The organism is Leifsonia sp. L25, assembly GCF_050632895.1.
Genome location: NZ_JBODRZ010000003.1, coordinates 2,391,571 through 2,418,179, shown reverse-complemented (window position 1 = coordinate 2,418,179; position 26,609 = coordinate 2,391,571). Strand labels below are relative to the sequence as shown.

General features: G+C 68.2%; 27 protein-coding genes and 1 tRNA gene. 6 read left to right on the top strand and 22 right to left on the bottom strand.

The window, feature by feature from the left end; translation table 11 throughout:
* Positions 1-75 precede the first annotated feature (75 nt).
* From ACRAWC_RS16100 to ACRAWC_RS16030, 15 genes are read right to left on the bottom strand one after another with little or no spacing between them, the layout of a single operon-like run.
* The gene (locus ACRAWC_RS16100; protein ID WP_431349463.1) at positions 76-555 is read right to left on the bottom strand and encodes an NAD(P)-dependent oxidoreductase; all 480 of its coding nucleotides are present in this window, start codon (positions 553-555) and stop codon (positions 76-78) included.
* Positions 540-968: a hypothetical protein gene (locus tag ACRAWC_RS16095; protein ID WP_431349504.1), complete on the bottom strand. Its 429-nt coding sequence runs from the start codon at positions 966-968 to the stop codon at positions 540-542. Before ACRAWC_RS16095 ends, ACRAWC_RS16100 begins: the two co-directional genes overlap by 16 nt.
* Positions 969-1,000: 32 nt before the next feature.
* On the bottom strand, positions 1,001-1,846 hold the full coding sequence (locus ACRAWC_RS16090) for a FadR/GntR family transcriptional regulator (protein ID WP_431348629.1): 846 nt from the start codon (positions 1,844-1,846) through the stop codon (positions 1,001-1,003).
* The gene (locus tag ACRAWC_RS16085) at positions 1,843-2,595 is read right to left on the bottom strand and encodes an SDR family NAD(P)-dependent oxidoreductase (RefSeq protein WP_431348628.1); all 753 of its coding nucleotides are present in this window, start codon (positions 2,593-2,595) and stop codon (positions 1,843-1,845) included. The genes ACRAWC_RS16090 and ACRAWC_RS16085 overlap by 4 nt, the downstream gene beginning before the upstream one ends.
* Positions 2,596-2,623: 28 nt before the next feature.
* On the bottom strand, positions 2,624-3,472 hold the full coding sequence (locus ACRAWC_RS16080) for a fumarylacetoacetate hydrolase family protein (RefSeq protein WP_431348627.1): 849 nt from the start codon (positions 3,470-3,472) through the stop codon (positions 2,624-2,626).
* On the bottom strand, positions 3,469-4,482 hold the full coding sequence (locus tag ACRAWC_RS16075; protein ID WP_431348626.1) for an aldo/keto reductase: 1,014 nt from the start codon (positions 4,480-4,482) through the stop codon (positions 3,469-3,471). Before ACRAWC_RS16075 ends, ACRAWC_RS16080 begins: the two co-directional genes overlap by 4 nt.
* Complete coding sequence (locus tag ACRAWC_RS16070; protein WP_431348625.1) at positions 4,479-5,327, bottom strand: amidohydrolase family protein; 849 nt, start codon at positions 5,325-5,327, stop codon at positions 4,479-4,481. Before ACRAWC_RS16070 ends, ACRAWC_RS16075 begins: the two co-directional genes overlap by 4 nt.
* The gene (locus ACRAWC_RS16065; RefSeq protein ID WP_431348624.1) at positions 5,324-5,653 is read right to left on the bottom strand and encodes an L-rhamnose mutarotase; all 330 of its coding nucleotides are present in this window, start codon (positions 5,651-5,653) and stop codon (positions 5,324-5,326) included. Before ACRAWC_RS16065 ends, ACRAWC_RS16070 begins: the two co-directional genes overlap by 4 nt.
* Positions 5,650-6,147, bottom strand: coding sequence for an RbsD/FucU domain-containing protein (locus ACRAWC_RS16060; RefSeq protein WP_431348623.1), 498 nt, complete (start codon positions 6,145-6,147; stop codon positions 5,650-5,652). Before ACRAWC_RS16060 ends, ACRAWC_RS16065 begins: the two co-directional genes overlap by 4 nt.
* Positions 6,144-7,088: a ribokinase gene (locus ACRAWC_RS16055; RefSeq protein WP_431348622.1), complete on the bottom strand. Its 945-nt coding sequence runs from the start codon at positions 7,086-7,088 to the stop codon at positions 6,144-6,146. Before ACRAWC_RS16055 ends, ACRAWC_RS16060 begins: the two co-directional genes overlap by 4 nt.
* Positions 7,078-7,812 (bottom strand): deoxyribose-phosphate aldolase, encoded by a 735-nt coding sequence (gene deoC / locus ACRAWC_RS16050; RefSeq protein WP_431348621.1) that lies wholly within the window; start codon positions 7,810-7,812, stop codon positions 7,078-7,080. Before deoC ends, ACRAWC_RS16055 begins: the two co-directional genes overlap by 11 nt.
* A gap of 23 nt (positions 7,813-7,835) precedes the next feature.
* Positions 7,836-9,029: a mandelate racemase/muconate lactonizing enzyme family protein gene (locus ACRAWC_RS16045; protein ID WP_431348620.1), complete on the bottom strand. Its 1,194-nt coding sequence runs from the start codon at positions 9,027-9,029 to the stop codon at positions 7,836-7,838.
* Complete coding sequence (locus tag ACRAWC_RS16040; protein ID WP_431348619.1) at positions 9,026-9,952, bottom strand: carbohydrate ABC transporter permease; 927 nt, start codon at positions 9,950-9,952, stop codon at positions 9,026-9,028. Before ACRAWC_RS16040 ends, ACRAWC_RS16045 begins: the two co-directional genes overlap by 4 nt.
* A gap of 2 nt (positions 9,953-9,954) precedes the next feature.
* Complete coding sequence (locus ACRAWC_RS16035; RefSeq protein WP_431348618.1) at positions 9,955-10,908, bottom strand: carbohydrate ABC transporter permease; 954 nt, start codon at positions 10,906-10,908, stop codon at positions 9,955-9,957.
* The gene (locus ACRAWC_RS16030; RefSeq protein ID WP_431348617.1) at positions 10,905-12,272 is read right to left on the bottom strand and encodes an ABC transporter substrate-binding protein; all 1,368 of its coding nucleotides are present in this window, start codon (positions 12,270-12,272) and stop codon (positions 10,905-10,907) included. The genes ACRAWC_RS16035 and ACRAWC_RS16030 overlap by 4 nt, the downstream gene beginning before the upstream one ends.
* A gap of 352 nt (positions 12,273-12,624) precedes the next feature.
* On the opposite strand from ACRAWC_RS16030, the gene ACRAWC_RS16025 reads away from it, so the two are divergent.
* Positions 12,625-15,519: a discoidin domain-containing protein gene (locus tag ACRAWC_RS16025; protein WP_431348616.1), complete on the top strand. Its 2,895-nt coding sequence runs from the start codon at positions 12,625-12,627 to the stop codon at positions 15,517-15,519.
* A gap of 66 nt (positions 15,520-15,585) precedes the next feature.
* On the opposite strand, the gene ACRAWC_RS16020 is transcribed toward ACRAWC_RS16025, so the two are convergent.
* Positions 15,586-16,617, bottom strand: coding sequence for a LacI family DNA-binding transcriptional regulator (locus ACRAWC_RS16020; RefSeq protein ID WP_431348615.1), 1,032 nt, complete (start codon positions 16,615-16,617; stop codon positions 15,586-15,588).
* Between the two features lie 137 nt (positions 16,618-16,754).
* Between ACRAWC_RS16020 and ACRAWC_RS16015 the strand changes: the two genes are divergently transcribed.
* From ACRAWC_RS16015 to ACRAWC_RS16000, 4 genes are all read left to right on the top strand, one after another.
* On the top strand, positions 16,755-17,927 hold the full coding sequence (locus ACRAWC_RS16015; RefSeq protein ID WP_431348614.1) for an ABC transporter substrate-binding protein: 1,173 nt from the start codon (positions 16,755-16,757) through the stop codon (positions 17,925-17,927).
* A 126-nt stretch (positions 17,928-18,053) separates the two neighbouring features.
* Positions 18,054-19,010, top strand: coding sequence for a carbohydrate ABC transporter permease (locus tag ACRAWC_RS16010; RefSeq protein ID WP_431348613.1), 957 nt, complete (start codon positions 18,054-18,056; stop codon positions 19,008-19,010).
* 6 nt (positions 19,011-19,016) lie between these two features.
* Complete coding sequence (locus ACRAWC_RS16005) at positions 19,017-19,934, top strand: carbohydrate ABC transporter permease (RefSeq protein WP_431348612.1); 918 nt, start codon at positions 19,017-19,019, stop codon at positions 19,932-19,934.
* Between the two features lie 5 nt (positions 19,935-19,939).
* Complete coding sequence (locus ACRAWC_RS16000) at positions 19,940-20,980, top strand: hypothetical protein (RefSeq protein WP_431348611.1); 1,041 nt, start codon at positions 19,940-19,942, stop codon at positions 20,978-20,980.
* A 321-nt stretch (positions 20,981-21,301) separates the two neighbouring features.
* Here ACRAWC_RS16000 and ACRAWC_RS15995 read toward each other — a convergent pair whose 3' ends face one another.
* Positions 21,302-21,574, bottom strand: coding sequence for a helix-turn-helix domain-containing protein (locus tag ACRAWC_RS15995; protein WP_431348610.1), 273 nt, complete (start codon positions 21,572-21,574; stop codon positions 21,302-21,304).
* A gap of 112 nt (positions 21,575-21,686) precedes the next feature.
* Positions 21,687-21,776 (bottom strand) — tRNA-Ser (locus ACRAWC_RS15990).
* A gap of 105 nt (positions 21,777-21,881) precedes the next feature.
* Between ACRAWC_RS15990 and ACRAWC_RS15985 the strand changes: the two genes are divergently transcribed.
* Positions 21,882-22,646 carry an SGNH/GDSL hydrolase family protein gene (locus ACRAWC_RS15985; protein WP_431348609.1) on the top strand — a complete coding sequence of 255 codons (765 nt, stop codon included), beginning with the start codon at positions 21,882-21,884 and terminating at the stop codon, positions 22,644-22,646.
* Here ACRAWC_RS15985 and ACRAWC_RS15980 read toward each other — a convergent pair.
* From ACRAWC_RS15980 to ACRAWC_RS15965, 4 genes are all read right to left on the bottom strand, one after another.
* Positions 22,643-23,584, bottom strand: coding sequence for an alpha/beta fold hydrolase (locus ACRAWC_RS15980; protein WP_431348608.1), 942 nt, complete (start codon positions 23,582-23,584; stop codon positions 22,643-22,645). The genes ACRAWC_RS15985 and ACRAWC_RS15980 overlap by 4 nt on opposite strands.
* 198 nt (positions 23,585-23,782) lie before the next feature.
* Positions 23,783-25,144: a DNA repair protein RadA gene (gene radA, locus ACRAWC_RS15975; RefSeq protein ID WP_431348607.1), complete on the bottom strand. Its 1,362-nt coding sequence runs from the start codon at positions 25,142-25,144 to the stop codon at positions 23,783-23,785.
* 116 nt (positions 25,145-25,260) lie between these two features.
* The gene (locus tag ACRAWC_RS15970) at positions 25,261-25,896 is read right to left on the bottom strand and encodes a hypothetical protein (RefSeq protein ID WP_431348606.1); all 636 of its coding nucleotides are present in this window, start codon (positions 25,894-25,896) and stop codon (positions 25,261-25,263) included.
* A 45-nt stretch (positions 25,897-25,941) separates the two neighbouring features.
* Positions 25,942-26,457, bottom strand: a complete 516-nt coding sequence (locus tag ACRAWC_RS15965) for an amino-acid N-acetyltransferase (protein WP_431348605.1) — start codon at positions 26,455-26,457, stop codon at positions 25,942-25,944.
* Positions 26,458-26,609 lie beyond the last annotated feature (152 nt).

Below are 26,609 nucleotides of genomic sequence, written 5' to 3'. Positions count from 1 at the left end.
TGTTGCGGAACTGTGACGTAGTGGGCACAGCATGCCCATCGAGGAGCCGCCCCAATCGCATCCGACACCCCTGCCTCACAACCCGATGACCACGTGCAACGGTTCTGCACCGGCCCCGAGGCGCTCGATCTGCTCGAGCACAAGACGAGCCATCCTCGGCGCCATCGCCGTCGAATTGCCTCCGACATGCGGCGCCACGATCACGTTCGGCAGCGCCAGCAGCGGATGCCCGGCGGGCAAGGGTTCGGGCTCGGTCACGTCCAGCGCGGCACGCAGACGACCGGACGCGGTTGCCCGGATCAACGCTTCCGTGTCGACGACAGCGCCCCGTGCCACGTTGACCAGGAGCGCGTCGTCCGGGAGGGACTCGAGGAAGGCGTCATCGACGAGGCCTGTCGTCTCCGCTGTGAGGGGAAGTGCAAGAATGACGATCTCCGCGCCGTGCAGCAGCTTCGCGAGTTCCGAGATCGGATGCACGTCTCCGAGTTCGTCCCTCCGTCCGGTCCTGGCGAATCTGGTGAGCCGGACCTCGAAGGGCGCTAGGCGCGCTGCGATCGCACGGCCGACTCCCCTGCGCCGAGGAGAAGCACGTGACGGTCGGCGAGGCTCGGGTACCTTCGCTCGATCGGCTGCCCCACCTCCGACTGACGGACGAAGTCGTCGAGCCCGCGCTGCGATGCCAGGATCAGGCCCAGCGCCAACTCGGCCGTCGATGACTCGTGCACCGTCGCCGCGTTTGCGTATCGCACGCCGGGTGGCAGCACCCCGGCTACGCCGTCGTAACCGAGCATCTGTCCTTGCACCAAGCGCGGACGGACCGCCGCGACCGCTGCGAGTCGCCCCAGCCAGTCCCCCATGTACGGCGCGACCACGAGATCGATCCGCGCGCGCGGAGGCGGCGCGGCGAGATCCCATTCGATCACCTCGACATCGGGCGGCACCGCGCCGGTCGCGGCGAGCGCCGCCACAAGCGTCCCATCGGGGATGGAGACCGTGAACGTCATCGATGTGCGGGCCGGTGGTCGGGAAACCTGCGGCGTTCCCACGCGCGCGCAATGTGCTCCCGCATGGACGCCTGGGCGGCTCCCACGTCTTGACTCGCGATGGCCTCCACGACAGCCGAGTGCTCCGCAAGCGTAAGGCCGAACGCGCCTTCGGGGTCCACGCCCTGGTACCGGTTGCTCTCGAGCGCCCGCTTGAAGAGCACCTTGGCGATGTTCTCGGCGAGGCGGTTGCCTGAGAGCTCCATCACCGTGAAGTGAAACAGGATGTCGGCCTGCCGGAAGGAGTCCGAGTCCTGCTCGCTGGAACGCATCGTCTCAAGGCTCCGTTGCAGCCGCACCAATTGCTCCGCGCTCCGAGTCGCAGCCGCAGTGCCTGCCATCGACGACTCGAGGCTGGCCCGCACCTCGCTCAGCTCATCGAGGACGCCGAGGGAGGCGTCGTTGTCGACGAGCGCGGAGAGCACGACCGGGTCGAGCACGTTCCACGAACTGAACGGGGTCACCCGGGTGCCGCGCCCCTGCGCCACCGTGACCAGGCCCTTCTCCTCCAGGCGCTTCACCGACTCCCGGATCACCGTGCGGCTCACGCCGAACTGGTCGGCGAGCGGCCCCTCCGGCGGCAGGAGCTCGCCCGGCTGCACCTGCCCGGTGACGATGACCTCGACCAGGTCGGCGACCACGACAACGCCGAGCCGGGCCTGCGGCACGCGCCGCGCCAGTACGCGCGCCGATCCGGGCTCCGCGGCAGGCTCGGTCTCGCTGGAGTTGCCGGTGTCTGGGCGCCCGATCCGTCGCGGCGCGGGGATGTCCACATGGCCTTCTCGCTCGTTCGTGTCGCTCATTCTGCTCGCAGTCGTAGGTTCTGCATCCCGCCATCCACGGCGAGGGCGATGCCGGTGGTCGAGGAAGCGCGCGGCCCGGCCAGATAAGCCACCGCATCGGCGACCTCGTTTGCGGTGACCAGCCGGCCATGCGGCTGGCGCGCCTCCAATGATGCCCGCTCTGCGGCAGGGTCGTCTGCCGCTTCGAGCAGCCGGACGACCCAGGGGGTGTCCGCGGTACCGGGGTTCACCGCGTTGACCCGCACACCTTCGCGGAGGTGGTCGGCGGCCATCGCCCGGGTGAGAGCGAGCACAGCGCCCTTGCTGGCGCTGTAGACCGCTCGCTCGGGCAGTCCGGCCGTGGCCGCGATGGAGCACGTGTTGACGATCGCGGCGTGGGGTGAACGCTTCAGATGGGGCATCGCCGCGCGACTGACGCGCGCCGTGCCGATGACATTCACGTCGAGGACCCGTTGCCAGGTGGCGTCATCCGAGGTCTCGACGGTTCCGGCGGCCCCGATGCCCGCATTGTTGATGAGCACGTCGAGGCGATCGAATCGTTCGACGACGGCTTCGATGCCATCACGCACGGACACATCATCCGACACATCGACCGCGAAGGACGCGTGCCGGGCCGAGGCGGCGAGATCGAAGACCGCGACGGTCGCGCCCTCGGACGCGAGCCGGTCGGCGATCGCTGCGCCGATCCCGGACGCGCCTCCCGTCACTACGGCGACGAGCCCGGTGAAGTCGTTCTGCTGATCGGTCATGCGGTGGCTCCTCTTCCAGGGTACGTGCTCATGCGTCGGCCAGGTGTTGGGTGGCACGCCCGAGTCCGTCGATCTCGAGGGTGACGGTGTCGCCCGCCCGGAGATACGGGTTGCCGGGCAGGCCGAGCGCGACGCCGGCCGGCGTTCCGGTGTTGATCAGGTCCCCCGGTCGCAGCACCATGAACTGGCTGAGGTACCAGACGACGTGCTCCACGTCGAAGATCATGTCGGCGGTGGAGCCGTTCTGCCGCTGGGCGCCGTTGACCCACAACCGCAGGCCCAGCGCCTGCGGGTCCGGGATCTCGTCGGCGGTCACGACGAACGGGCCCAGCGGGTTGAAGGTCTCGCAGCTCTTGCCCTTGTCCCACTGCCCGCCACGTTCGATCTGGAACTCGCGCTCCGACACGTCGTGCGAGAGCACGTATCCGGCGATCACCGACTTCGCGTCGGCCGGCGAGTCGAGGTACCGTGCAGTCCTGCCGATGACGACGCCGAGCTCGACCTCCCAGTCGGTCTTGACCGAGGCTCGAGGAATCAGCACGACCGAGTCGGCCGCGACGATCGTTCCGGGGTCCTTCATGAACACGACGGGTTCAGCCGGGATCGCCGCTCCCGTCTCCTCCGCGTGATCGCGGTAGTTCAGACCGATGCACACGATCTTGCTCGGCGGCGCGATCGGAGGCTCCAACCGGACGTCCGCGAACGGTACACCGGGGAGCGCGCCGGAACGCGCCTCGTCGAGGAGTGCCGCGTGATCGGCATCGGCCAGGAACTCGCCGGTGATCGCCGGTGTGCGGGCGCTGATGTCGAAGACGCGGTCGTCCACAAGGAGCGCGGGGACGACCCCCGCGTCGGTGCGGTGATGCAGATACTTCATGATTCCTTCCGGTTGAACTCGATCGGGACGGCCGAGGCGTCGAGCAGGCCCTCGGCGACGAGGTCGGACCACATGGCGTCGGGCACGTGCGCGGCGAAGCTGTCGGCGTTCTGATCGACCTGCTCGGCGGTGCGCAGTCCCACGGTCACGTTGACGACGGCGGGATGCAGCAGCGGGAACGCCATCGCCGCCGCAGGCAGTTCCACGCCGTATGCCCGGCAGATCGCCGCGAGACGCCGGGCCCGGTCGATGAGCTCCTGCGGCGCATCGCCGTAGTCGTACTTGTCGCCGGCCCGGGGACGGCTCGTGGACAGCAGCCCCGAGTTGAACACCCCGACGGCGACCACGGAGACTCCCGCCCGGGCGGCAGGCTCGAGAACGGTGTCCAACGCTCCCTGCTCGAGGAGCGAGTAACGGCCGGCGAGCATGATGACGTCGAGCAGGCCGTCGTCGATCAGCTCCTTCAGGCCCTCCACCGAGTTCGTGCCGACGCCGACCGCGCCGACCACTCCCTGGCGCTGCAGGTCCCGGAGGGTTTCGAGGGCTTCTCGAGCGGATTTCGGCGAGCACTGGTCGGGGTCGTGCGCGTAGACGATGTCGATCCTGTCGGTGCCGAGCCGGGCCAGGCTGGCGTCGAGGGAGGCGAGGATGCCCTCTCTGCTGAAATCCCACCGGCGCACGAGGTCGCCGGGCACGGCGAACCCCTCCGTGTCGCGAGCGGTGGGTGCTGGATTCGGGACGAGAAGGCGACCGACTTTCGTCGAGAGCACGTATTCCTCGCGAGGCAGGCCGCTCAGTGTCGCGCCCAGGCGTCGTTCCGACAACCCCAGCCCATAATGCGGGGCGGTGTCGAAGTACCGGATGCCGCGGTCCCAGGCGCGCTGAACCGCGCCGGCCGCCTCCGCATCGGTCGTCTCGCGATACAGGTTGCCGAGACTCGCGCCGCCGAAGCCGAGGCCGCCGACCTCGACGCCGGCGGCGCCGACCCGTCGACGTGTGGGCGCGCTCATGCGGTCACCGGTGCACGGTAGACGGCGGCAGCGGTCCCACCGAAGATCGCATCCTGCTCCTGCGACGAGAGCGACGCCAGGGTCCGGCGCAGCGTCGACTCCCAGTCTTCTGCGCCTGCGGCGAGCTCGACCACAGGGTAGTCCGAGCCGTAGAGAAGCCGTTTCGGACCGAACGCCTCCAGCCCTACCTCCACGGCACGTGCGAGTTCTAGGGCAGGCCAAGGATGGCGACCTACAGCCGTCACCAGCCCCGACAGCTTCGCGGACACGTTGGGCTCGCCGGCGAGCGCGGTCAGATTGCGCCGCCACACCGTCAGATCGTCGCCGAGCGGAGGGTTACCGAGGTGGTCGAGCACGAAGCCCAGCTCGGGGTGCGCCCGCACGATCGAGTGAGCGAGCGGCAGCTGATAGTCGCGAAGGATCAGGTCGAACACCAGGCCGTCAGCGGCCAGCGCGTCCAGGCCACGCGCGACGTCGTCGCTCAGCAGCCACGCGGCGTCGCGCTCCACGTGCGCCAGATGGCGGATGCCGCACAGAGCGTCGCCGCCGGCTCCGGCGCGCAGCACCGCGACCTGCTCCGCCACGTCGCCCGTCAGGTCGACCCAGCCCACCACTCCCGAGACCGCCGGATCGTCCGCCAGGGCGAGCAGGTCCACCGTCTCGTCGAAGCTGTTGACCGACTGGACGAGGACCGCGGTGTCCACGTCGGTCAGCGCCAGCATCGCTCGCAATTCGGCGACACCGAAGTCACGGTCGATCCGGCTCATCGTGGCCGGGTCGATCCAGTCCTGAGGGTGGCGTGCGCGCTCCCACAGATGCACGTGGCCGTCGATCGTCGCGCTCACGAGAGATGCCAGAGCTCGTCGATCGGCTGCCAGAGCGCCCCGGGCTCGCGTTCGTCCGCGATGCGCACCTGACACGGGTCGGTCCTGGTCCACCACTCCCGGGTGACCGGGTCCTCACCGATGCGTGCCATATCCGCCTCGTGGTCGTCCCCCGCGTACTCGTAATACGCGAAGAGAATCTCCCCGAAGGCGAAGATCGTGTAGTTCGTGACGTTGCACTCCCGCAAGGTCGCCTCGACCTCGGGCCACACAGCGCGATGCAACTCGAGATACTCCTCCCGCCGTTCCGGTTTGACGCCGACCACCAGCGCATGCCTCTCGCTCACGGCAGCTCCGGAACCACGCGGTCGCGGATGCGCGCGCGACGCTCGACGTAGGCGGGGAGGATCTCGACCTCGTCGCTGTCGAACCAGTCGAAAGCCTGTGTGGAGGCCGTGAGCGCGAAGTTGGCCCACGGCTCGAACGAGCCGGAGCGGATGACCACCTTCGCTCTCTGCACGTGGTCGGAGATGAGCGTCTCGTGATCGGCCGGTGAGAATTCGGCGCCCGACCCCGTGAAGATGGACTGCACCTCCGCGTAGAGGGTCGGATGGTGGCTCTTCAGCTCGGGGGCGAACTCCGCTCGTTCGATATCGACGAATCGCAGCACGAGCCGCAGCAGGTCGCGCACATCCACCAGACCGTCGGTGATGCCGAGGTCGATACGGTTCGCGGTCGCGGGAATCGGGAAGCCGGCATCGGTCACGACGACGAGGTCGGTGTGGCCGAGTGTCGCGAACGCGCTCGCCAGCCCGGGGTGCAGGAGAGCGCCGCGCCTCATGCCGTCACCGCCGTCGACGCGAGCAGCGCCTCCACTGCCGCCCGATCGCGGTAGGAAGGAACGGTCTCCCACCTCTCGCAGCAGAGTGCGGCCGCCGCGTTCGCGAAGACCACCGCCTCCGGAAGCGTCCGGCCTTCCGCGAGCCCGACGGCGAGCGCCGCGCTGAAGCTGTCGCCTGCGCCGTTGGAGTCGACGACATCGACGACGTGAGCGAGCACGTGCAGGTATCCGTCCGGCGTGAACACGTCGACTCCCTCCTCGCCCCGCGTGATGACGACATTCTCCACGCCGAGCGCTCGCAGTTCGTCGGCGATGACGGCGTTGTCGACATCGGTATGTGGATCGCGGCCCACGAGGACGCGGGCCTCGGTCTGGTTCGGGGTCAGCACGTCGATGCCCTCCAGAGGTCCGGTCAGCCGTGCGGCGGGAGCCGGGTTGAGGATGGTGACGGCCCCTGCAGCGTGGGCGCGGCTCAGACCGTGAAGCGCTGTCGGAAGGGGGATCTCCAGCGGCGCGAGGACGACCGCAGCGTCGGTGACCCGTCCACCGGCTGCGACGACGTCGTCGGGCGAGAACAGCTCGTTGGCGCCGAGGTCGACGACGATCACGTTGCGGCCCTCCTCGTCTTTGACGATCAGGCCGACACCGGTGGAGCGCTCGCTCGTGGTCCGCACGGCGGTCGTGTCTACTCCCTCGTCACGCATCAGCTCGAGGAACTCGGCCCCGAGCGCGTCGGTGCCGACCACGCCGACGAACGTGGTCCGCGCACCCAGCCGGGCGGCCTGCACCGCCATGTCGGAGCCCTTCCCGCCGAACTCCTGGCGATAATCCCGTCCGAGAACGGTCTCTCCGGCGAGGGGTATCCGGTCGGCGGTGATGACGATGGCCTTCGCGTACGAGCCGAGCACCGTCACACGTGGCGACGCGGGCTCAGTACGCATCGGCGTCGCCCGTCAGCCCGTCGACGATGGCGGGACCGGAGCTGGTGCCGACGAGTTCCGCACCCGCCTGGAAGAGCACCTGCATCTTCTCGATGGTGTTGACCTTGCCCGAGACCTTGACCCGGCAGGGAGGCTGGATGTTGGCCTTCAGGAGCCGCACGTCCTCGACGGTCGCCGCGTAGCCGCCCTTACCCCAACCGCTGGACTGCTTGACCCAGTCGACGCCGGCCTCGTACGAGAGCCTCGTGGCTGTCACCTTCTGCGCCACGTCGAGGAAACCGAACTCGAGCATGACCTTGACGAGAATGCCCTCGCTGTGGGCCAGCGCCACGATCTGCTCGATCTCGTCCGCGTACTCCCGCTCCTGACCGCCGATCAGGTAGCCCGGGTTCGGCGGGAAGTCGAACTCGTCCACCCCGGTCTTCGCCAGCGCCGTCAGGGCGGCCAGCTTCATCTCGAGTGTGTCGTTGGCCATGGGGAAGTTGAGCGTGGAGGCGACGCGTACCCCTGTGCCGGCCAGCACATCCTTCGCCAGCGAGACCCACACGGGTGCGATCATCGCGGCGTCGAAGCGGTATGCGGCGCAGGTCTCCAGGTGGACGATGACGCCGGCCTTGGTGAGCTCCGGGTTGACGTTCGTGTACTGGATAGCCTTGGCAACCTGGGCAGGGACGCTGAAGTCGATGGTGGTCGGGGTCTCGGTCGGTGTGGCGTCGATGGTCATGGGTTTCCTTCCAATGATGGTGGTCATGCGGGCGACGGGAGGCCGGTGCCCACCCGGGAGCGGGATGGCGCGGCCTGGGCGTCGTCGGGGATGAGGCGGAGCCCGGCTCGGGAGGGACGCACATGGGGGCCGCCTTCGGCGGCCCAGCCGTGGTCCGCCGTCAGCGCGCCGATGCGCTCCTCGTCGACCTCGATGCCGAGGCCCGGCCGGTCGCCGAGGACGATCCCGCCTTCCTCGATCCGCTGGTCGATGTCGAGCCCGATGGGGAATGTCAGGTCCTGCACTTCCGTGGCGAGGTGGTTGGGCACCGCTGCGGCCGCGTGAGCGGTGGGGTTGCCGTTGTACCCGACCGGGCTCACCGGCAGGTCCCGCCCGTGGGCGACGGTGGCGACCCGCAGGAAGTGCGTGATCCCCCAGACGCCGGCGGGCTGGAGGATGTCGACCGCGTCGGCGTCGAGGAGCGGCCTGAACTGCTCCAGGCCGGTCAGGTTCTCACCCGTGGCGACAGCCGCCCGCACCGAACGGCGGACGGAGGCGAGCCCGGCCGCATCCCAGCGGCGCACCGGCTCCTCGATCCAGGTGAGGTCGATGGTCCGCTCGAGCTCGCCGACGAAGCGCGCGGCCTGCGAGCGGTTCCAGGACTCGTTGGCGTCGAACATGAGCGCCGGCCGGTTGGAGTTGCCGATCAGCTGTTCGCGGACGATCAGCAGGCGTCGGAGGTCGTGGTCGACGTCGCGTCCGCCTTTGAGCTTGCCCGCGGTGAAGCCGTGGTCGGCGAAGTCGGCGTAGAGGGCGGCGAGCTGGTCGTCGTCGAGGGCGATGTCCAGCCCGGATGCGTACGCCGGGACGAACCGATCGCGCGCGCCGAGCGTGCGCCAGAGCGGCTCGTCGGCCATCTTGGCCTTGAGATCCCAGAGGGCCATGTCGAGGGCGCCGATCGCTCCGAACACCGAACCTCCGTGGCCGGCCTTGAAGACGCGGGCGATCATGCGGTCGTAGAGTGCGGTGACGGCGCGTGGATCCTCGCCTTCGACGGCCGGGAACACCCGGTCGATGTCGGCGTGCGAACCGAGCCCGATCCCTTCAAGGCCCTCATCGGTCTCGAGGATGAGCACGGGGACGTCGGTGTGGTGGTCGTCGGTGTGGCCGTTGACGTCGCCGACGAGCCGGCCCCAGTCGTGGCGCGTGGTCAGGCTGCGGTAGCCGGTAATCTTCATTCTTTGGTCCCTCCTGCCGTCATGCCGGAGACCAGGAATCGCTGCGAGAACAGGAACACGATCAGTACGGGCAGGACGGAGATGATGGTCGCCAGCGCCAGAGTGGGCAGTTGCACCGACTCCGATCCGGCGGCGCTCGGATTGAACGCGGGGGTGGAGGCCAGCAGGGTGGTGAGCCCGACCTGGACGGGGTAGCCGCTGCTGGAGGGCAGCATCACGAACGGGAGGAAGAAGTTGTTCCAGTTCTGCACGAAGCTGAAGAAGGCGACCAGCGCGACGACGGGCGCGGCCAGCGGCAACGCGATCCGGGTGAACACCGAGATCTCGGAGCAGCCGTCGATGCGCGCCGCGGCGAGGAGGTCGCGTGGGATGCTCGTGGAGAAGTAGATGTAGGTCAGGTAGACACCGAACGGGAAGAACGACATCGGGAGGATCACCGAGAGCGGGCTGCCGATCAGCCCGACGACGTTCAACTCGAGGAACTCGGGCAGCACCAGCGCGGTGTTGGGGATCAGCATCACCACGAGGGTCACCACCAGCAGCGAGCGCCGCAAACGGAACTCGGTGAGCGCGAGCGCGTAGCCGGCGGGGATGCTGACGACCAGCGTGATGAGCACCGCCGAGACCGAGTACAGGCCCGAGTTGCCGATCCAGCCGACGATGGCGCCGCCTTGGAAGCCGAACAGCTGGTTCCAGTTGGCCACCGCGTCCTGGATCGTCCCGAAGGAGAAGGCGTTGTCCACGAGCAGCGCGTGCGCGTTCTTCCCCGCGGCGAGGAGGAGCCAGACGATCGGGATGGCGAAGAACAGCAGGAAGACGATCAGGACGACTCCGACGATGGCGCGCCCACTCCAGCCGGCGAGTCCTCTGGCGCGGACGGGGGCGGACGCGCGCCGTGGCCGTGTGGCTCTGAGGGTGGTCATGATCAGTCCTTCTCGAACAGTCCGCCGCGGGTGACGAAGACCGCGGACAGCGCCAGTGCGACGATGAGCAGCAGGATCGAGATCGCTGCGGAGCCGTTGAAATCGTTCTGCGTGAACGCGTAGATGTACGCGAGCTGGTTCAGCGAGTAGTCGTTGCCGACGACGGCGTTGCTCGCCTGCGACAGCAGCTGCGGTTCGACGAACAGCTGAGTTCCTGCCGCCAGCGACATGATCGCCATGTAGGCGATCCATTTGCGCAGCAGCGGCAGCTGGATGCTGAGAGCGATCTGGGCCGCATTCGCGCCGTCGATCCGTGCGGCCTCGATCACCTCGTCGCTGACGTTGTTGAGGGCTCCGAACATGATGACGATCCAGCCGCCCGCTCCGGTCCAGAACGCGATGATCGCGAAGATCACCGGCAGGTGCCCGGGCTGGATGACCTGGACGAACGTCGAGAACCCGAACAGGTGCAGCAGCGGTGAGACCGGGCTCGACGAGGGGTCGAGCACGAACAACCACAGCAGCACGCTCGAGGCGCCGGCAAGTGCGCCCGGCAGGTAGAACACGAAGCGGAAGGTGGTAGTCATCCAGCGCACCTTGATGGCGTGGATCACCAGGGCGAGCACGACCACGAGGACGACCAGCGAGATCAGCCAGACCGCGAGGTAGAGCGCCACATGGCCCACCGCCGGGAGGAAGCGGTAGTCGCCGATCACCTTCGCGAAGTTCGCGAACCCGGCGAAGCCTCCACTCGAGTTCGTGAAAGCCAGGACGAGCGCATACAGAGCGGGGAGCACCCCGAAGGCGAGCATGAGCACGGCGTAGCCCGATACGAACAGATAGCCGATGCCGGACCGGGTGCTCGGCCGCCGGCGGCCGGCCGCGGCCCGTGGCCGACTCGGTGCGTCCGAGTCGGCCACGACCGTGGCATCTGCTGGGGCGGTGATCACAGTCATTTCACCGTGTAACCGTCGACCTGGGCCTGGTTCTTGATGGCGGTCTCCCATTCGGGGAGAAGGTCAGCGATGTTCTTGCCGCTCGTGACCTCCGGCGTGATGGTCTTGGCCCAGATCGCCTCCTGGCTGAACTGCGCCGATCCCCAGCCGGACCAGATCTGGTTCGCCGCCGAGACCACGGGGTCGAGCGAGGTGGCGTAGTACTTGCTGTCCGCCTGCTTGGCGACCCACTTCTTCGCGGCCGCGCTGTAGGCGGGGTATCCGGGAGCCAAGTCGACCTGGTATCCGTCAGCGGTGGTCACGAACTGGAGGAACTTCGAGGCCGCCGACAGATTCGCAGAGTGGCTCGAGATGAACCACGTTCCTCCGCCGACATCGCCGGTGACCGCCTTCTCGCTGCCCCAGGCGGGCGGGGCCGCCACGCCGAGGTGACCGGCGGGGACATTGAGCGACGACGAGCTCTGGAAAATCGCGCCGGCGTACCACGACGGCCCCGGCATCATGAGCACCTTGCCGGTGTACTGCTTCAAGAAACCGGGGGTGAAGACGCTCACGTTCGGCACCGAGCCGTCGGCGCGGAGCGTGTCGAGCATGGTGGCCGCGCGCTTGCACTCGGTGCTCGTGGTGTTGACGCTCACCGTCGTTGCTCCGGTCACGTCGTTGGCCTGGCATTTACTGGCCCACATGTAGATCTCGGGGGTCCACGGATCGCCCTGCGTGCCGACGATGTATCCGGGGTGCTCCTTGGCCACCTTCTCGCCGAGCGCCTGGTACTCCTGCCACGTGGTGGGAACCGAGTAGCCGAACTGGTCGAGCAACGACTTGTCGTACCAGAGCACGTTCTGAGCCAGGTCGTTGCGGAGGCAGTACACCTTGCCGCCGACCGTGCAGGGGTCGAGCGCGCCTGCCGCGAAGCCCTTGAGTGTGGAGGCCGGGATGAGCCCGCTGTCGAGCTGGGCGGCGAACGCCTGCTTGCCCGCGCTCTTTTGCGATGCCCATGCGGAGTCGTAGTCCTGCGTGCTCCACACGATGTCCGGCCAGCCGCTGCCGGCGCGGTCGAACAGCTGAATCTTGGTCTTGAACGAGTTCGACCCGTTCGCCGAGCCGTCGTAGGTCACCATCTTGACCTTGACGTCCGGGTTCGCCTTCTCGAAGGCGGCGACCGCGGGCGCCCGGGTGGCATCCACCCAGACGGTCAGGGTCGCGTTCTTGCTCTGCGGGGCTTCGGGAAACCCGTAGGTGGAGCTGGAGCCGGTGGCGCCGCCTGTGCAAGCGGTGAGACCGGTGACGAGCGCAGCTGCGGCGACGCCCGCGGCGAAAAGGCGGGAGACGCGACGCGGCGTCTGTGAAGCGGAAGTGACCACCGTGGTCCTCATTTCGGGTCGACGACTTTGACGACTAGCGCCGAGTGGCGCGAAGTCATTACATCACACGTATGACCTTTGCGCAACGGAAGAAACGCGATGGCCACAGGAAATAAACGGAAAGTCTTTGACAACTATTTCCTTGACTTGCCATAGTGTTTCTCGACCCGGCCGCTATCCTCCGACGAGGGAGGAGCCTCCATCGGTGGAGGACGTCAGTGCCGGGCAGAAACCGGAGTCAGCGATGAGGCGGAACACCGAGGATCGGCGGCGGCGCGCGAGCGTCGACCCGGGCCGATCGAGCAGAGCGGGCCGACGGGGTCGGGCACGGGCGGCGGCGGGAATCGCGGCCGTGACCGCGCTCACCGCCGCGACGGCCATCATCGGCGCGGGCACCGCGCTCGCCGCTCCCGGCATCGCACCGTCCGGGGTGGGCGCGGGCGGCATTCATGTCACGAAGGATGACACCGCCAAAACGGTCACCCTGACCGACGGCGACCTGAGCATGGTCCTCTCCTATGCAGGAGGGGCGCGCGTCACCTCACTCAAGGAGGGCGGCACGGAACTCCTGAACGCCGGGCTCTACAGCACCGCGCAACTCGACGTCGACGGGTCCACCCTCGACAGCCGGAGCGCGGGCACCGACGCGGTGGTGACCATCACCGGGAACAAGACCTCCGTCGCCTTCACTCTGGCCAATGCCGACGTATCGATCGACGAGCGGTGGACTTTCGGTCTCGGACCTGACGGCATCGACCTTAACTCGACGCGCAGCTACCACTGGCTGGAGACGACGAACACGAAGATTCGCCACAACGGGCAACTGGAGACCGGCTGGGCCCGGGTGTGGGACGACATCCGCAGGCCAGAGGACGGCGGCGACCTGCCGATCGGCAACGCGTACACGGGCACGAACAAGTTCTTCCTCTCCACGCCCAAGGACCGCTACGGGGTCGAGGAGGGGCAGTTCGTGTTCCTCTCCAACAACCGGCAGCAGGGTCTCGCGGTGACCACCACCAGCCCACGCTCGGTCGCCACCGAGTTCTCCTACACCGGCGACGGCAACACCTACCAGGAGACTCAGCTGCAGTCCGGCTCCACCTGGTCGTACACCGCGGGCACCCCCGCCTCAGGGCTGGTCTACGGCGGCCACTCCTCCAACCTCACCGACGCGGTGATCTACTCCCCGGTCGCGATCGCGCAGGACCAGCAGGACACGGTGTCCTACCGGTTCTCGGGCGCCGACTACGCCGCGTACGCCGGACTCGGCGGCACGGTCAACGGAGTGCAGGACACTGCGGCGCTCTCCTCGCTCATCAACGAGTTCGGCCGCTCCGGGATCATCGACAAGGGCTTCGGGATGTCGACCGTCGGCCTGCGCTACCCCGGCGTCGGTCCGTACGACATGGTCTATGCCGACCGCACGGTTCTCGGCCTCTACGACCCGGCGACCACGGCATCGCAGCAGAACCTGCTCACGTTCTTCAAGGACGACGCGCAGCAGTCGAACGGTCACATGAAGGGCCGGTCGTTCCATCGCGACTACACCTGGACCGCGAATCAGCTGTTCGACGCCGACCCGTCGTACGCTCTGGCCGTTTCGGACATGTACCAGTACGGCGGCGACACCGCGTGGCTGACCAGCATGCGCGGCTCGGTGGAGGCGGCGCTCGGCTACATGCTCACCAACCAGTACGCGTCGGCCGACGGGCTGTTCCACAACGACACCCTCGACTGCACCAAGCTGCACGGCGAGCGCGAGTGGAACGACGCCTATTACGTCAAGTACGAGAGCGGCTACATCAATGAGCTGATGTACGGCGCGCTGAACCAGTGGGCGGGCCTCGAGCGCGACGTCTTCCACGACACCGCCAAGGCCGACTCGTACGCGCAGACCGCAGCACAGCTCAAGGCCGCTTTCAACAAGAACAACACCGATGGCGGCCTCTGGAACCCGACCACCGGCATGTTCGACTACTGGCGCTGCCCGGATGGCACCACCCAGGGCGCGACTTACCACACCCAGCTCAACCTGCAGGCGATCATCTACGGCCTGGTGGACCTCCCCCGCGCCCAGCAGATCCTCGGCGGGATGGACACCCTGGTCGCGAAGAACCACCTCGCGATGATCCCGCAGAACTTCATCCCGATGAAGGCGAACGTCGAGGACTGGACGGGCGACCACTTCCAGACCGGGCTGGAGGACGGGGTGATCTACCCGCTGATGACCGAGGAGTACATGCGCGCAGCGGCCCTGGTCGGCGAGCGCTCGCAGTCACTCACCTACCTGAACAACACACTGGCCCGCTACACGAAGGACGGCTTCAACGGGTACAGCTTCCTCGACTGGCAGCTCAACCCGCACACCGGCGAAGCGTGGTTCCCGTCCAACGCAAACGGCGCCACCGGCCTGTTCTCCGACGTACTCGGCATCCAGCCGACAGCGGGAGGCGTCACTATCGCGCCGAACATTCCGGCGTCGATGAACGGCACGACGGTCACCCGCACCATCCACGCGACGGACGCACTGACGGTCATCTACCGCGACGAGCTGACGCAGGTTGTCGACTACAAAACCTCCAACCCGCAGCAGGTCACCCTGCAGTGGTCGGGACAGACGCCGGGGAAGACCTACACGGTGCGGGACGGCGACGTCACCGCCAGCTCGACCGCGGACACGATGGGCGTCGTGCGGTACTCGTACGATGTGACCGGAGGCTCGCACCACACGGTCACGCTCGGCGGTGGCAGCTCCGAGGGCTACGTCTGGGCGAACACCGTGCCGACCGACCTCGCACTGGGAAAGACCGCGACGGCGACCTCCAGCCAGGAGGACGCCAACTGGGGTCTCGCCAAGGTGACCGACGGCGACGCATTCAGCGCTGACAACACCTGGGGCTGGTCGAGCAACGCCGACACCACGGAGAACCACACGGAGGCGGTCACGATCGACCTCGGGTCGGCGCAGACCGTCAATTCTGTGGAGCTGGACCAGCGCGACTACGACCTGAAGGATCCGGGGACGTGCTTCCCGATCGACTTCACGATCGAGACGTCGACCGACGGCCTCACCTGGACACCGGGCACGACTCAGACCGGGTACCCGCAGCCGAAGACGGCGGCAGGACAGACCTTCACGCTGACGCCGCGCAGTGCGCGTTACGTCCGGGTGACGGGCACCAACCTCCGCCAGGACTCTGGCGCCTACAAGATGCAGTTCGCCGAGATCCAGGTCTTCGGCAAGTAGCAGTGAGATCGATGGGCCGGGTCGCACATCGTGCGGCCCGGCCCTTCGTCGTCCTCTGTGTGCGGCTCAGTCGAGCGCGGTGGACTCCCGCGGGACGAGTTGGCAGGCGACGCGCTCGACACCGGCGGGGATGGGCCGCTCGACGGCGTCGAGAATGGCCTGCGCGGCCCGGCTGCCCACGTCGTTGAGGCTCATGTCGACGGTCGTCAGCGGAGGCCGGCTGGCCTCCACCATGACGTCCCAGTTGTCGAAGCCGGTGACCGCGACCTGGTGCGGCACGCGCACGTCGGCCTCCCGTAGCGCTTCGAGCACGCCGCGGCCGATCTGGTCGCTGCCGCAGACGATACCGTCGAACTCCGCGCCTGAGCGCAGCAGCTGACCGACGGCCTGGCGCCCCCAGCGCTCCGACCATTGGCCGAAGAGCGGCTCGTGCACCAGCTCAGCGCCCGCCTCGGCGAGCACGGCCTCCGTGCTGGCCAGGCGGATGATGGAGGCGGTGTCGCGCTGCGGCCCGGAGATGAACGCCAGCCGCGTGCGTCCGGTCGAGACCAGGTGCCGCGCGGCCATGCGGGCACCCTCGGCGTCATCGACTGAAACGGACACGTCCTCCCCCGCCGTCGACCACGAGAGCGCGTAGACGACGGGCACCCCGGACACCCCGCGCAGGGGCTCGCGCGGGTACACGCCCGCACCGACGACGAGGATGCCGTCTACGCCGCGCCGGACGAACGACTCGACGTAGTGGGCCTCCCGAATCGGGTCGCCGCGGCCGTCGACGAGCAGCAGGGCCGTGTCGCGTTCGGCGAAGAGCTCGATCACGCCCTGAAGCACGGGCACGGTGAGGCGGCCGAACTGATCCTCGATGATCACTCCGACGGCGCCGGTCGGCCCGTTGAAGAACGCGGCGGGCACGGCCTCGGTGTGCGGTGCCCGATAGCCGAGCTCTGCAGCTGCCTCGAGGATGCGCTGCCGGGTGTCGTGCCGCACCGCACCTCGGCCCGAGAGCGCCTTGGAGACAGTGCTGATGGAGACCCCGGCGCGCTCGGCAACCTCGGTCGCAGTGATGCGACGGGCGGCCGAAGTCACGTTGTTTTCCACACGCCGACACTAGCAGAACGGAAAGTTTTCTTCCACACAAAAAACTTTTGCTCTTTTCCGCAAACTTTGCCATACTGGCATTCCCGAACCCCCGAAGCGGCATCACCGCCGCACCTGACGACAATGGAGTTGAGGTAATGAAGAGCACGGTCAAGGCTCTGGCCCTGGTGGCCACGGCATCCGTCGCCATCGCCCTCGCGGGCTGCAGCGGAGGAACCTCCGCCGGCATCGGATCCGCCGATGTGACGGCCAAGGACGACGGCGCCAAGCTCACCCTCTGGGTCCGCCCCGGCAATGAGGCGGTCACCGATGCGGTGGTCAAGAAGTACAACGCGACACACAAGAACCAGGTCGCCATCACGCACGTGCCCGCCGACCAGTACGTCACCAAGTACGCGCAGGCGTCGCAGTCGGGCTCGTTGCCTGACATCCTCGCCGCCGACCTGGTGTTCATGCCGCAGATCGTCGCGAACGGCTCGGCGCTCGACCTCACCGGCCTCCTCAAGAAGTCGGGTGCCTACGGTCATCTCGCGCCCGCCCACGAGCAGGCCGCCACTAAGGACGGCAAGGTCTACGGCGTCCCTTACGTGACCGACACCTCCCTATACCTCTACAACAAGGACCTGTTCACGAAGGCCGGCCTCGACCCGAACAAGCCGCCGACGACCTGGGACGGCATCATCAAGGCCGCCGACGCGATCACGAAACTCGGCGACGGCATCCACGGCGCCTACATCTCCGGCGACGCGCCCGGCTCGCTCGCCTACGACTTCACTCCCACCATCTGGGCGCAAGGCCAGGATGTCGTGAAGAAGAACGGCTCGTTCGACTTCCAGAACGACGCCACCAGAAAAGCGCTCGCCTTCATGCACACCCTCTACGCCAACGGTGACATCCCTGCGTCATCGAAGACCGACACCGGCGACGGCTTCTTCTCGGTCTTCGCCTCCGGCAAGGTCGGCATCAACTTCAGCGGCGGCAACGGCGTCAACACCGCCACGCTCGGCAAGAGCCCGTCGTTCCAGTTCGGTCTTGCTCCGATCCCGGGCCCGGAGGACGGGCAGACCGCGACCTTCTCGGGCGGCGATGCCGCCGCGATCTCGGCGCAGTCATCGCACAAGGACGAGGCCTGGGACTTCATCGACTGGCTGACCTCCAAGTCGACCGCCTCCGACGTCTACCTCAAATTGCCCGCGCTCTCCCCCGCACCGACGTGGCCGTGCCGAGCAGCCTGGGCGCCCAGTTCCAGGTTCCGGCCGAGCTCATCAAGAAGGGCCAGACCTACGTCTCGACCCACTACAACGACGTGATCGCCAGCGCCCAGGGCCCCTGGCTGGAGATGTTCCAGTCCGCGGTATTCAACGGGGTCTCACCCGAGCAGGCGACCGCGACGGCCCAGAAGGCCGCCGACGCCATCACCAAGTAGCGCTCCCCGCGTGACCGAAGGGACATCGACCATGGCCGACGCCGTCGCGACCGCACCCGCCCTCCGGGCGGCGGGCCGCCGCACGACCCGCAGGAGCGCGATCGCCCGAGGGGAGGGGACCCTGGGCTGGCTGCTCGCCGCACCGAGCGCCGTGCTCATCGCGCTGTTCTTCCTGCTGCCGTTCGGACTCACTCTCGTCATGTCGTTCTACCAGTGGCCGACGTTCGGCACGCCGGCTCCCGCCGGAATCGACAATTACAGCCATGTGCTCAGCGACCCGAAGTTCGGCCAAGCGGCGCTGTTCACCGTGCTGTACACGATGGTGACCTCGGTGCTCGGCCTGGCCGTGTCCCTCGGTCTCGCGCTGCTCGTGCGGCCCCGGTTCAGGGGCCGCACGGCGGTGCGGGCGCTGCTCTTCGCACCGGTCACGATCGGCTTCGCGCCGGCGGGCCTGCTGTGGCTCTCGATGTCGAACGTGCGCACCGGGGTCCTCCCGGCCATCGGCGCCGCGCTCGGAATCGTGCCGGCCGGCTCCGACTGGTTCGCGAACACCGGCAGCACCCTCGCGATCGTGGTGGTGATGACGGTGTGGAAGACCGCCGGCCTCGCGATGCTCGTGCTGATCATCGGCATGGACTCGATCCCGCCGGAGATCTACGAGGCGGCGCGCCTCGACGGGGCGCGGCCCTGGACCACGCTGACGAAGATCACGCTGCCGCTCATCGCGAAACCGCTGTCGCTGGTGGTCCTCCTCAACCTGACGACCGCGTTCCTGGCGTTCGACCAGTTCTTCGCCATGACCAAGGGCGGCCCGGACAACTCGACCGTCACGGTCGTCTACTACCTCTACAACGCGGCGTTCGTGAGCCTGCAGCGCGGATACGCGGCGGCAGTGGCCGTCGTGGTCGTCATCATCATGGCGACGATCTCGTTCGTGCAGGTGCGCCTCCAGCGCGGAAAGGCCTGAACCGCAATGTCCGTCCTCACATCGAACCGGCCGTCGCCCACCGCGCCCACGACCTCCCGCCTGGCGCGCCGCCGCCGCCGCATCTCCGCCACCGACGACCGCTCGCGCAACCCGTTGCGGATCGGCCTCGCCGTCGTGCTCGCGGCGCTGTTCGCGTTCCCGATCGTGTGGACCTCCATCGGAGCGTTCAAGCCGACGCAGGAGGCCAACTCCTCGCCTCCGGTGTGGTGGCCGTCGCACTTCTCGCTCGACAGCTTCGCCAAACTCGACAGCTCCGGTTCGTCGCTGCTCGGCTACGTGCTCAACTCGACCGCTGTGACGCTGATGACCGTCGTCATCACAACCGTCGCCGCGGTGTTCGCCGGCTACGCGTTCGCCCGCTTCCGGTTCCCCGGTAAGAAGGCGCTGTTCGGACTGACCGTCGGGATGCTGCTGGTGCCCTACCCGGCTCTGCTGGTCTCGCTGTTCACGGTGATGACGTGGCTGCACCTCACCAATTCACTTTTCGGGCTCGCCCTGATCTACTCGACGTTCCAGCTGCCGTTCGCTGTCTACATGATGCGCAACTCGTTCGAAAGCGTGCCGGAGGAGATCCTGGAGGCCGCCGAGCTCGACGGCTGCACCAAGTTCACGGCACTGCCGCGCGTCGTGCTGCGGCTGGTCGCGCCCGGCGTCGTGACGGTGGCCTTGTTCGCCTTCCTTGCCGCGTGGAACGAGTTCCTCGCCGCCCTCGTGCTCCTCAACAACAACCCGAGTTTCACCTTGCCGATCGCGCTGCTCAACGCGCAGAACGGCCCGCTCAACACCATCGACTGGGGCGACCTCCAAGCCGGGATCACCGTCACCATGCTGCCGTGCGTGGTGCTGTTCATCATCCTCCAGCGCTACTACGTGTCCGGCCTTGTCGCCGGCACGGGAAAGTGACCTCCATGACGACGACCCACCCCGCATTCGCCGCCGAACGCATCGCCACCCCGGTTCGAGAGAGCCAGCTCGCAGTGCGGCCATCGCACCGGCCGGGGACATTCGATGCCCTCGCTGTGGACTGCCCATTCGTGTTCTCGGTGGACGGCCGGCAGGGCATGACCTACGTGGGCTGGGACGGCATCGGCTACCAGAGCGCCCTGACCTGGAAGGGCGAGAACGGGTGGGGCGAGGGTCAGGTTGTGCTGCCGCGGGACCCCGCGAGCGACCTACGGGAGTTCAACGCGGCCATGACCTCCATCGTGCGGGACAACGACCTCTTCTCGGCCGGCGCGCTGCGAACCTTCGACGGCTGGTATCTCTCGACTTACCACGCCTACCCTGCAGCCGGATACGAGGCCGGACCCGGCTCCATCGGATTCCTACGCAGCCGCGATCTTCAGACGTGGGAGGAGACGGGCGACATCCTACGACCGCGCGATGGAGGACCGTGGGAGCAGGGTGGCCTCTACAAATCATGGCTGCTCGAGCACGACGGCCTCTTCTACGTCTTCTACAACGCCAAGGACCACGACGAGTTCGGCTCCGTCTCCGTCCCGCCGTCCTGGACCGAGCAGACTGGGCTCGCGGTGTCGCGCGATCTGACCAACTGGCAACGGTTCTCCAGCAACCCGGTGCTCTCCACGGGCGAGCCCGGTTCGTTCGACGAGCGCTTCGCCTCCGACCCGTGCGTGCTGCGCGACGGCGACTTCTGGATCATGTTCTACTTCGGCCTCGCTGCCGACGGCCACGCCCGCGAAGGCTACGCGACCTCGCGCGACCTACGGACCTGGCAGAAGTCGCGAGAGATCCTGCTCGACATCGGCCCAGTCGGGTCGATCGACTCCATCCATACCCACAAACCGGCAGTCATCTCCTGGGACGGCCGCCTTGAGCACTATTACACTGCAGTGAGCCCCCACGAGCCGCTTTCACTCGAGGGGCACGCATACGCCGAACTGCGTGGCATCGCCAGAGCGACCGGCCCTATGCCGCACACGAGCTGACCGGGGCAGCGAAAGTTTCGACTCGGCGTCTGTGCGGCTCCTCCGGGACTCGAGACTGCGTGAAGATCAATCCTTCTGGATCGCGTGGGATTTGAACCCGTATACTGCCCTTAAATGTCAAGGTTGTTTTGGAAAAGTGCTGATCAGTGGATTGATTAGAGTACATAGAATCTCGTTGGATCACATAGAGCCACGTACGATTGTGTGTCCTTATGTCGTTGTCAAGCGGCGAAGCCTGGGTCGTAGAGAGTGACGTCGCGGAGCATCGCGTCGAGGACGTCGATGCGGCGTCGGGCGAGGGCGATGAGGGCTTGGTTGTGTCTACTGGCGCAGCCAGAGGATCTTCTCGATCACCTCCGCGTCGGTCGCGGTCGGTGAGTGCTGCGGCGCGTTGGAGCGGTCCTTGAGCCCCTCGAACCCTTCAGCCTCATAGCGCTTCAGCCACGCGTAGTAGGCCTGCCGGCTCACCCCGTAGTAGCGGCAGCTCGCGGCGATGTTACCGCTGACCTCCTCGACGTGCCGCAGCACCGCGAGCTTGTGATTCGCCCGTCGCTCGATCGCCCGTAGGGCCGCGGCGGAGAGTGTTGATGTCATGCAGTCTTCCTCCCAAGCGGAAGACGCGACTCTCAACAACCTCCGTCAGTCTTATAGAGAAAGCAAAAACCCCCGGATCCCTTATAAACACTGGGATCGCGGGGGTTTCTCGTGGCGGTACCGGTGGGATTTGAACCCACGGTGGGCTTTCACCCACACAACTTTTCGAGAGTTGCACCTTCGGCCGCTCGGACACGGTACCGCGGACGAGTTTACTGGATGGTCGCGGTCACCGCGAATCGGGGACGTCGGCAGGACTCGTCCGCCGCTCAGGGAAAGCACCCCGAGCGCGCGATACGCTGCCGGGATGGGGATTCTGAAGCCGGTGGTCTGGCTCGGCGGCGCCGTCGTCGTCGCCGTGGGCGCGGTGGCCGGACGGGCATGGGTCGCACAGCAGCGCGCGTCGATCGCCGCCGGCAAGGAGCGCATCAACCAGACGCTGCCTGTGCACTCCGCGTGGTGGCGCGATCATGCCAAAGCGGAGGGTGAGATCCTCTATGTCGCGATCGGGGACAGCGCGGCGCAGGGTCTCGGCGCCTCGGCGCCGCGCAACAGCTACGTCGGTGTGATCGCCGATCACATCCGCTCCGCGACCGGGCGGAGCGTCCAGGTCGTCAACCTGTCCGTGTCCGGAGCCACCGTCGCCCTGGCCGTCGCCGACCAGCTGCCCCGGCTCGCCGACCACGCACCCGACCTCGTCACGGTGTCCATCGGCGCCAACGACATCGCCGACTTCGACGCCGGGCGGTTCCGGGAGGGCATCCGCCGGGTGTTCGACGAGCTACCCCCCGACGCGATCGTGGCCGACCTCCCCTACTTCTATCTGCCGCGCAACGAGCGCAAGGTCGCGGTCGCGAACGGCATCCTCCGCGAGGCGGCCGCCGAGCGGGGGCTCACGGTCGTCCCGCTGCACGAGGCTATGCGGCGGGAGGGGTGGCGCGGGGTGCTTCACCACTTCGCGGACGACTGGTTCCATCCGAACGACCGCGGTTACCGCGTGTGGGCATCCGCCTTCCTGCCCGCGGTCATCGAGCAGGCGACGGCGAAGTTCCCGCGGAGGACGGCCGACTAGTTGCCCGAGTCGTGCAGCGGCTCCGGGTGCGGAGCCAGGAACGACAGCACTCGCTCCCACGCGGGCGCGATGACGAGGTGGCCGGCCCCGGGCACCATCTCCATCCGGGAGTCCGGGATGGCCCGCTGGTACCAGGCAGCGTGGGCGTGGCCTGCGATCGGGTCGGCCTGGCCGGCGATGATGAGCGTCTTCGCCTGCACCGCTGACGGGTCGAAGCCCCACGGGCGGGCGGTGTAGCTGAGGATGTCGGCCGCGACGCCGCCGGGACCCTGACGGTACGCGTCCTTCAGCATCCGGCCGAGCCGGTCCTCCAGGCCGCGGCGGGCGAGCACCCCGGCGTCCACCGGGCTGACACCGAGCGCGTCGAGCGGGACGCCGCTCTCCAGGTCGGCGGCCCGCACCGTGTCGGCCTGGCCCTCGAGCATGGCCGACAGCCGGCTCCTCGCTTCGTCGGGCGACAGGCGGCCCAGCTCGTCGGACTGCTTCTGCAGCTCGGGCGGGATCCACGACACGTGCTCGTTCGGGGCGGGCGTCGCCACCACCGCGACGCGGTCGACCAGTTCGGGATGCCGCGCGGCGAACGCGAGGGCCACCCGGCCGCCGGCCGACCAGCCGGCGATGCCGATCGTCGGCGGACGGTTCACGCCGATCGGCGCCTCCAAGCGCTTCATCTCGCGGATGTACTCGGCGATGTCGTCGGCGGCGCCCACGATGCTCGGCCAGGAGCCGGCCGGCCAGGGGGCGCTGGAGCCGTAGCCCGCCCGGTCGAGCGACACGATGTGGACGCCCCGGTTCGCCGACGCGTCCGGGTCGGGATCGAAGACCGACGAGCCGGGTGCGGGATGGCAGAACACGATGACACGCTCGGCGACCGGGTCGCCCAACGTGGTGACGCCGACACGCCGGCCCGAACGGAGGGTGAACGTCAAGTTGGCCATGCGGCCCATTGTGGCCCGGCGCACCGGCGGCGAAAACCCTCGCGTCGCGACGGGAGGAGATTCCGCGCGACACGCCGCCTCCGAACAGTCAGCGGAGCAGTCCTGCGGCGTGTCCTGCGGGAATCTCCTCCGCTGGCTGCTGTCCTGCAGCGAATCGGGCGCCGATCCCCTCCGCTGGCTGCGGCCCTGGAGGCCGTCCTAGAACGCCGCGTCCAGCTCGCGCTCCCGTGGGGTGGCGGCAGCCGTGAAGGCTACGCGCAGCGCCTCCCGCACGGTCTCGGCGCGCTGGTCGATGCGCGTCGCGAACCCGAGTCGGGCGGCCTCGGCGGCCCGCTGCTTGCCGCTGGACACCGGACGGATCTCCCCCGCCAGGCTGATCTCCCCGAACGCGGCAAGCGTGTGCGGGATGGCCCGGTCCGTCGCCGCCGAGGCGACCGCCAGCGCGATGGCCAGGTCGGCGCCCGGCTCGGCCAGCCGCACACCGCCGACCGTGGACACGTACACGTCCTTGTCGCCGAGACGGATGCCTGCCCGCCGCTCCAGCACGGCGAGCAGCATCGCGACGCGTGAGGAGTCCACACCGTTCGTCACGCGCCGCGGGTTGGGCGCGGTGGTCGCCACGACGAGCGCCTGCACCTCCACCGGCAGCGGGCGCCTCCCCTCCATCGCCACGGTGACGCAGGTGCCGGACACCGGAGTCGTCGTGCGGCTGAGGAACAGCCCGCTCGGGTCCGGCACCTCGGCGATGCCGTCGCCGGCCATCTCGAAGCAGCCGACCTCGTCCGTCGGCCCGAACCGGTTCTTCAGCGCGCGCACGAACCGCAGCGCGGTCTGGCGGTCGCCCTCGAACTGGCACACGACATCCACCAGGTGCTCGAGCAGCCGCGGGCCGGCGATGGAGCCGTCCTTGGTCACATGCCCGACGATCAGCACGGGGAGATCGCGCTCCTTGGCCACCCGGATGAGCGTGCTGGCGACCTCGCGCACCTGGCTCGGACCTCCGGCGATGCCCTCCATCGAGCCGCTCGACACGGTCTGGACGGAGTCCACGATCACGAGCGACGGCTTCACCGCGTCGATCTGGCCGACGATGGTGGCCAGGTCGGTCTCGGAGGCGAGGAAGAGCTGGTCGTGGAGGGCGCCCGTGCGCTCGGCGCGCATCCGCACCTGGCTCACCGACTCCTCGGCGCTCACGTAGAGAACCGGGTCGCCCGCACGAGCGGCCCGGGAGGCCACCTCCAGCAGCAGCGTCGATTTGCCGACGCCGGGCTCACCGCTCAGCAGGATGGCCGCGCCCGGCACGATGCCGCCGCCCAGCACCCGGTCGAACTCGCCGATGCCGCTCGGCCGGCGCTCCGTCAGTTCCGTGCCGATCGAGGTGATCGCGCGCGCCGCCCGGTCCGCGCCGACGACGACCGGCTTCAGCGCACGCAGCACGCCCGTGGGCGCCGACGCCTCCGCGACCGTGCCCCACTCCTGGCATTCGCCGCATCGACCCGCCCACTTCACCGTCGTCCAGCCGCACTCGGTGCAGCGATACGTCACAGCGGCTTTTGCCACGGAACCTCCTCAGTCGCGCTCCACACTACTGTCGGCCACCGTCATCCGACGGAGGATCGCGGAACTCGTGGAGGAGTCGCCGCAGCACCCGACCTGTGGAGGACGAAACCATAGACTCAGTTCAGCGAGAACTGCTTCGTCGTCGCGGACGTGATGCCCGCGACCGACACCTGCAGGTGGTACGACGCTCCACCGGCGGGCACCTGCGCGCGCTGCGCCTGGCACGTCGACGGGTCGGAACGGGTGCGGTCCCAGGTGATCGGCGTCTGCGACGAGATCGTCTTGCCCGGCTGAAGCAGCACCTGCGCGTCGACCTTCGAGCTCTGGCAATCCGTCGACTTCCAGTACACCTCGGAGCCGCTGGTGATCGTGAACACCTGCTGGGCGGTGCCCGCGTCGATCACGCACGCGTTCGCCCCGGTGTTGGTCAGGGCGACGGAGAGCTGCGGGAGCTGGCCCGCGCCGTAGCCGGAGGCGTCCGTCACGGCCTCCACCTTGACATCGGCCGGCTTGCACGGCTGGCCGCTCGCGCTGGCGCTGGAGGTCGGGATGCTGGTCGCGGCGGCCGCAGTGGGCGCCGGGGTGTTCGTCGTGACGGGCGCCCTGGCGGGCTCGCCGCTGGACGAGCCGGGCCGGACCACGATCAGGACGATGACCACCACGACCGCGACGAGGCCGAGGAGGACGATGAGCCGGCGGCGCCAGTAGACGCCGCTCGGCTGCGGGCCGACAGGGTGCTTGAACGTCGACATGCCCGAAGGGTAGCGCCGACCCGCGACACGCCGGGGCAGGCGCGCTCAGAGACGCTTCAACATGCGCGTGTTTCCCAGGGTGTTGGGCTTCACGCGGGCGAGATCCAGGAACTCGGCGACACCCTCGTCGTGCGAGCGGACGAGCTCGGCGTAGAGCGTGGGGTCGACCGTCTCCGAGCCCATGTCCACGAAACCGTTGCGCTCGAAGAACCCGACCTCGAAGGTGAGGCAGAACAGGCGGCTCAGGCCCAGCTCCCGTGCGTCGCCCTCCAGCCGGCCGAGCAGGGCGCGGCCGACGCCGCGGCCGAGCCACTGATCCGCGACGGCGAGCGTCCGCACCTCCGCGAGGTCGCTCCACATGACGTGCAGCGCGCCGCAGCCGATCAGCTCGCCGTCTGCGGTCTCGGCGACGCGGAACTCCTGCACCGACTCGTAGAAGGTCACGGCCTCCTTGCCGAGCAGGATGCGTCGCTGCACCAACGGCTCCACGAGCTCCCGGATCCCCGGCACGTCCCCCGTCCGTGCTCGCCGAATCACATACCCGCCACCCTCAGAACTCACCCCACAACCCTACCGACCCCCGGCAGCCATCTCTTCCTCACTTCCTCCCGCAACACGCCGGCTGAAGGCGGGAGAAAGTGAGGAAGCGATAGTTGCGCGGGCGGGGACGGCGAAGGGCCGGCCACCGCAGAATGCGGAGGCCGGCCCTGGGG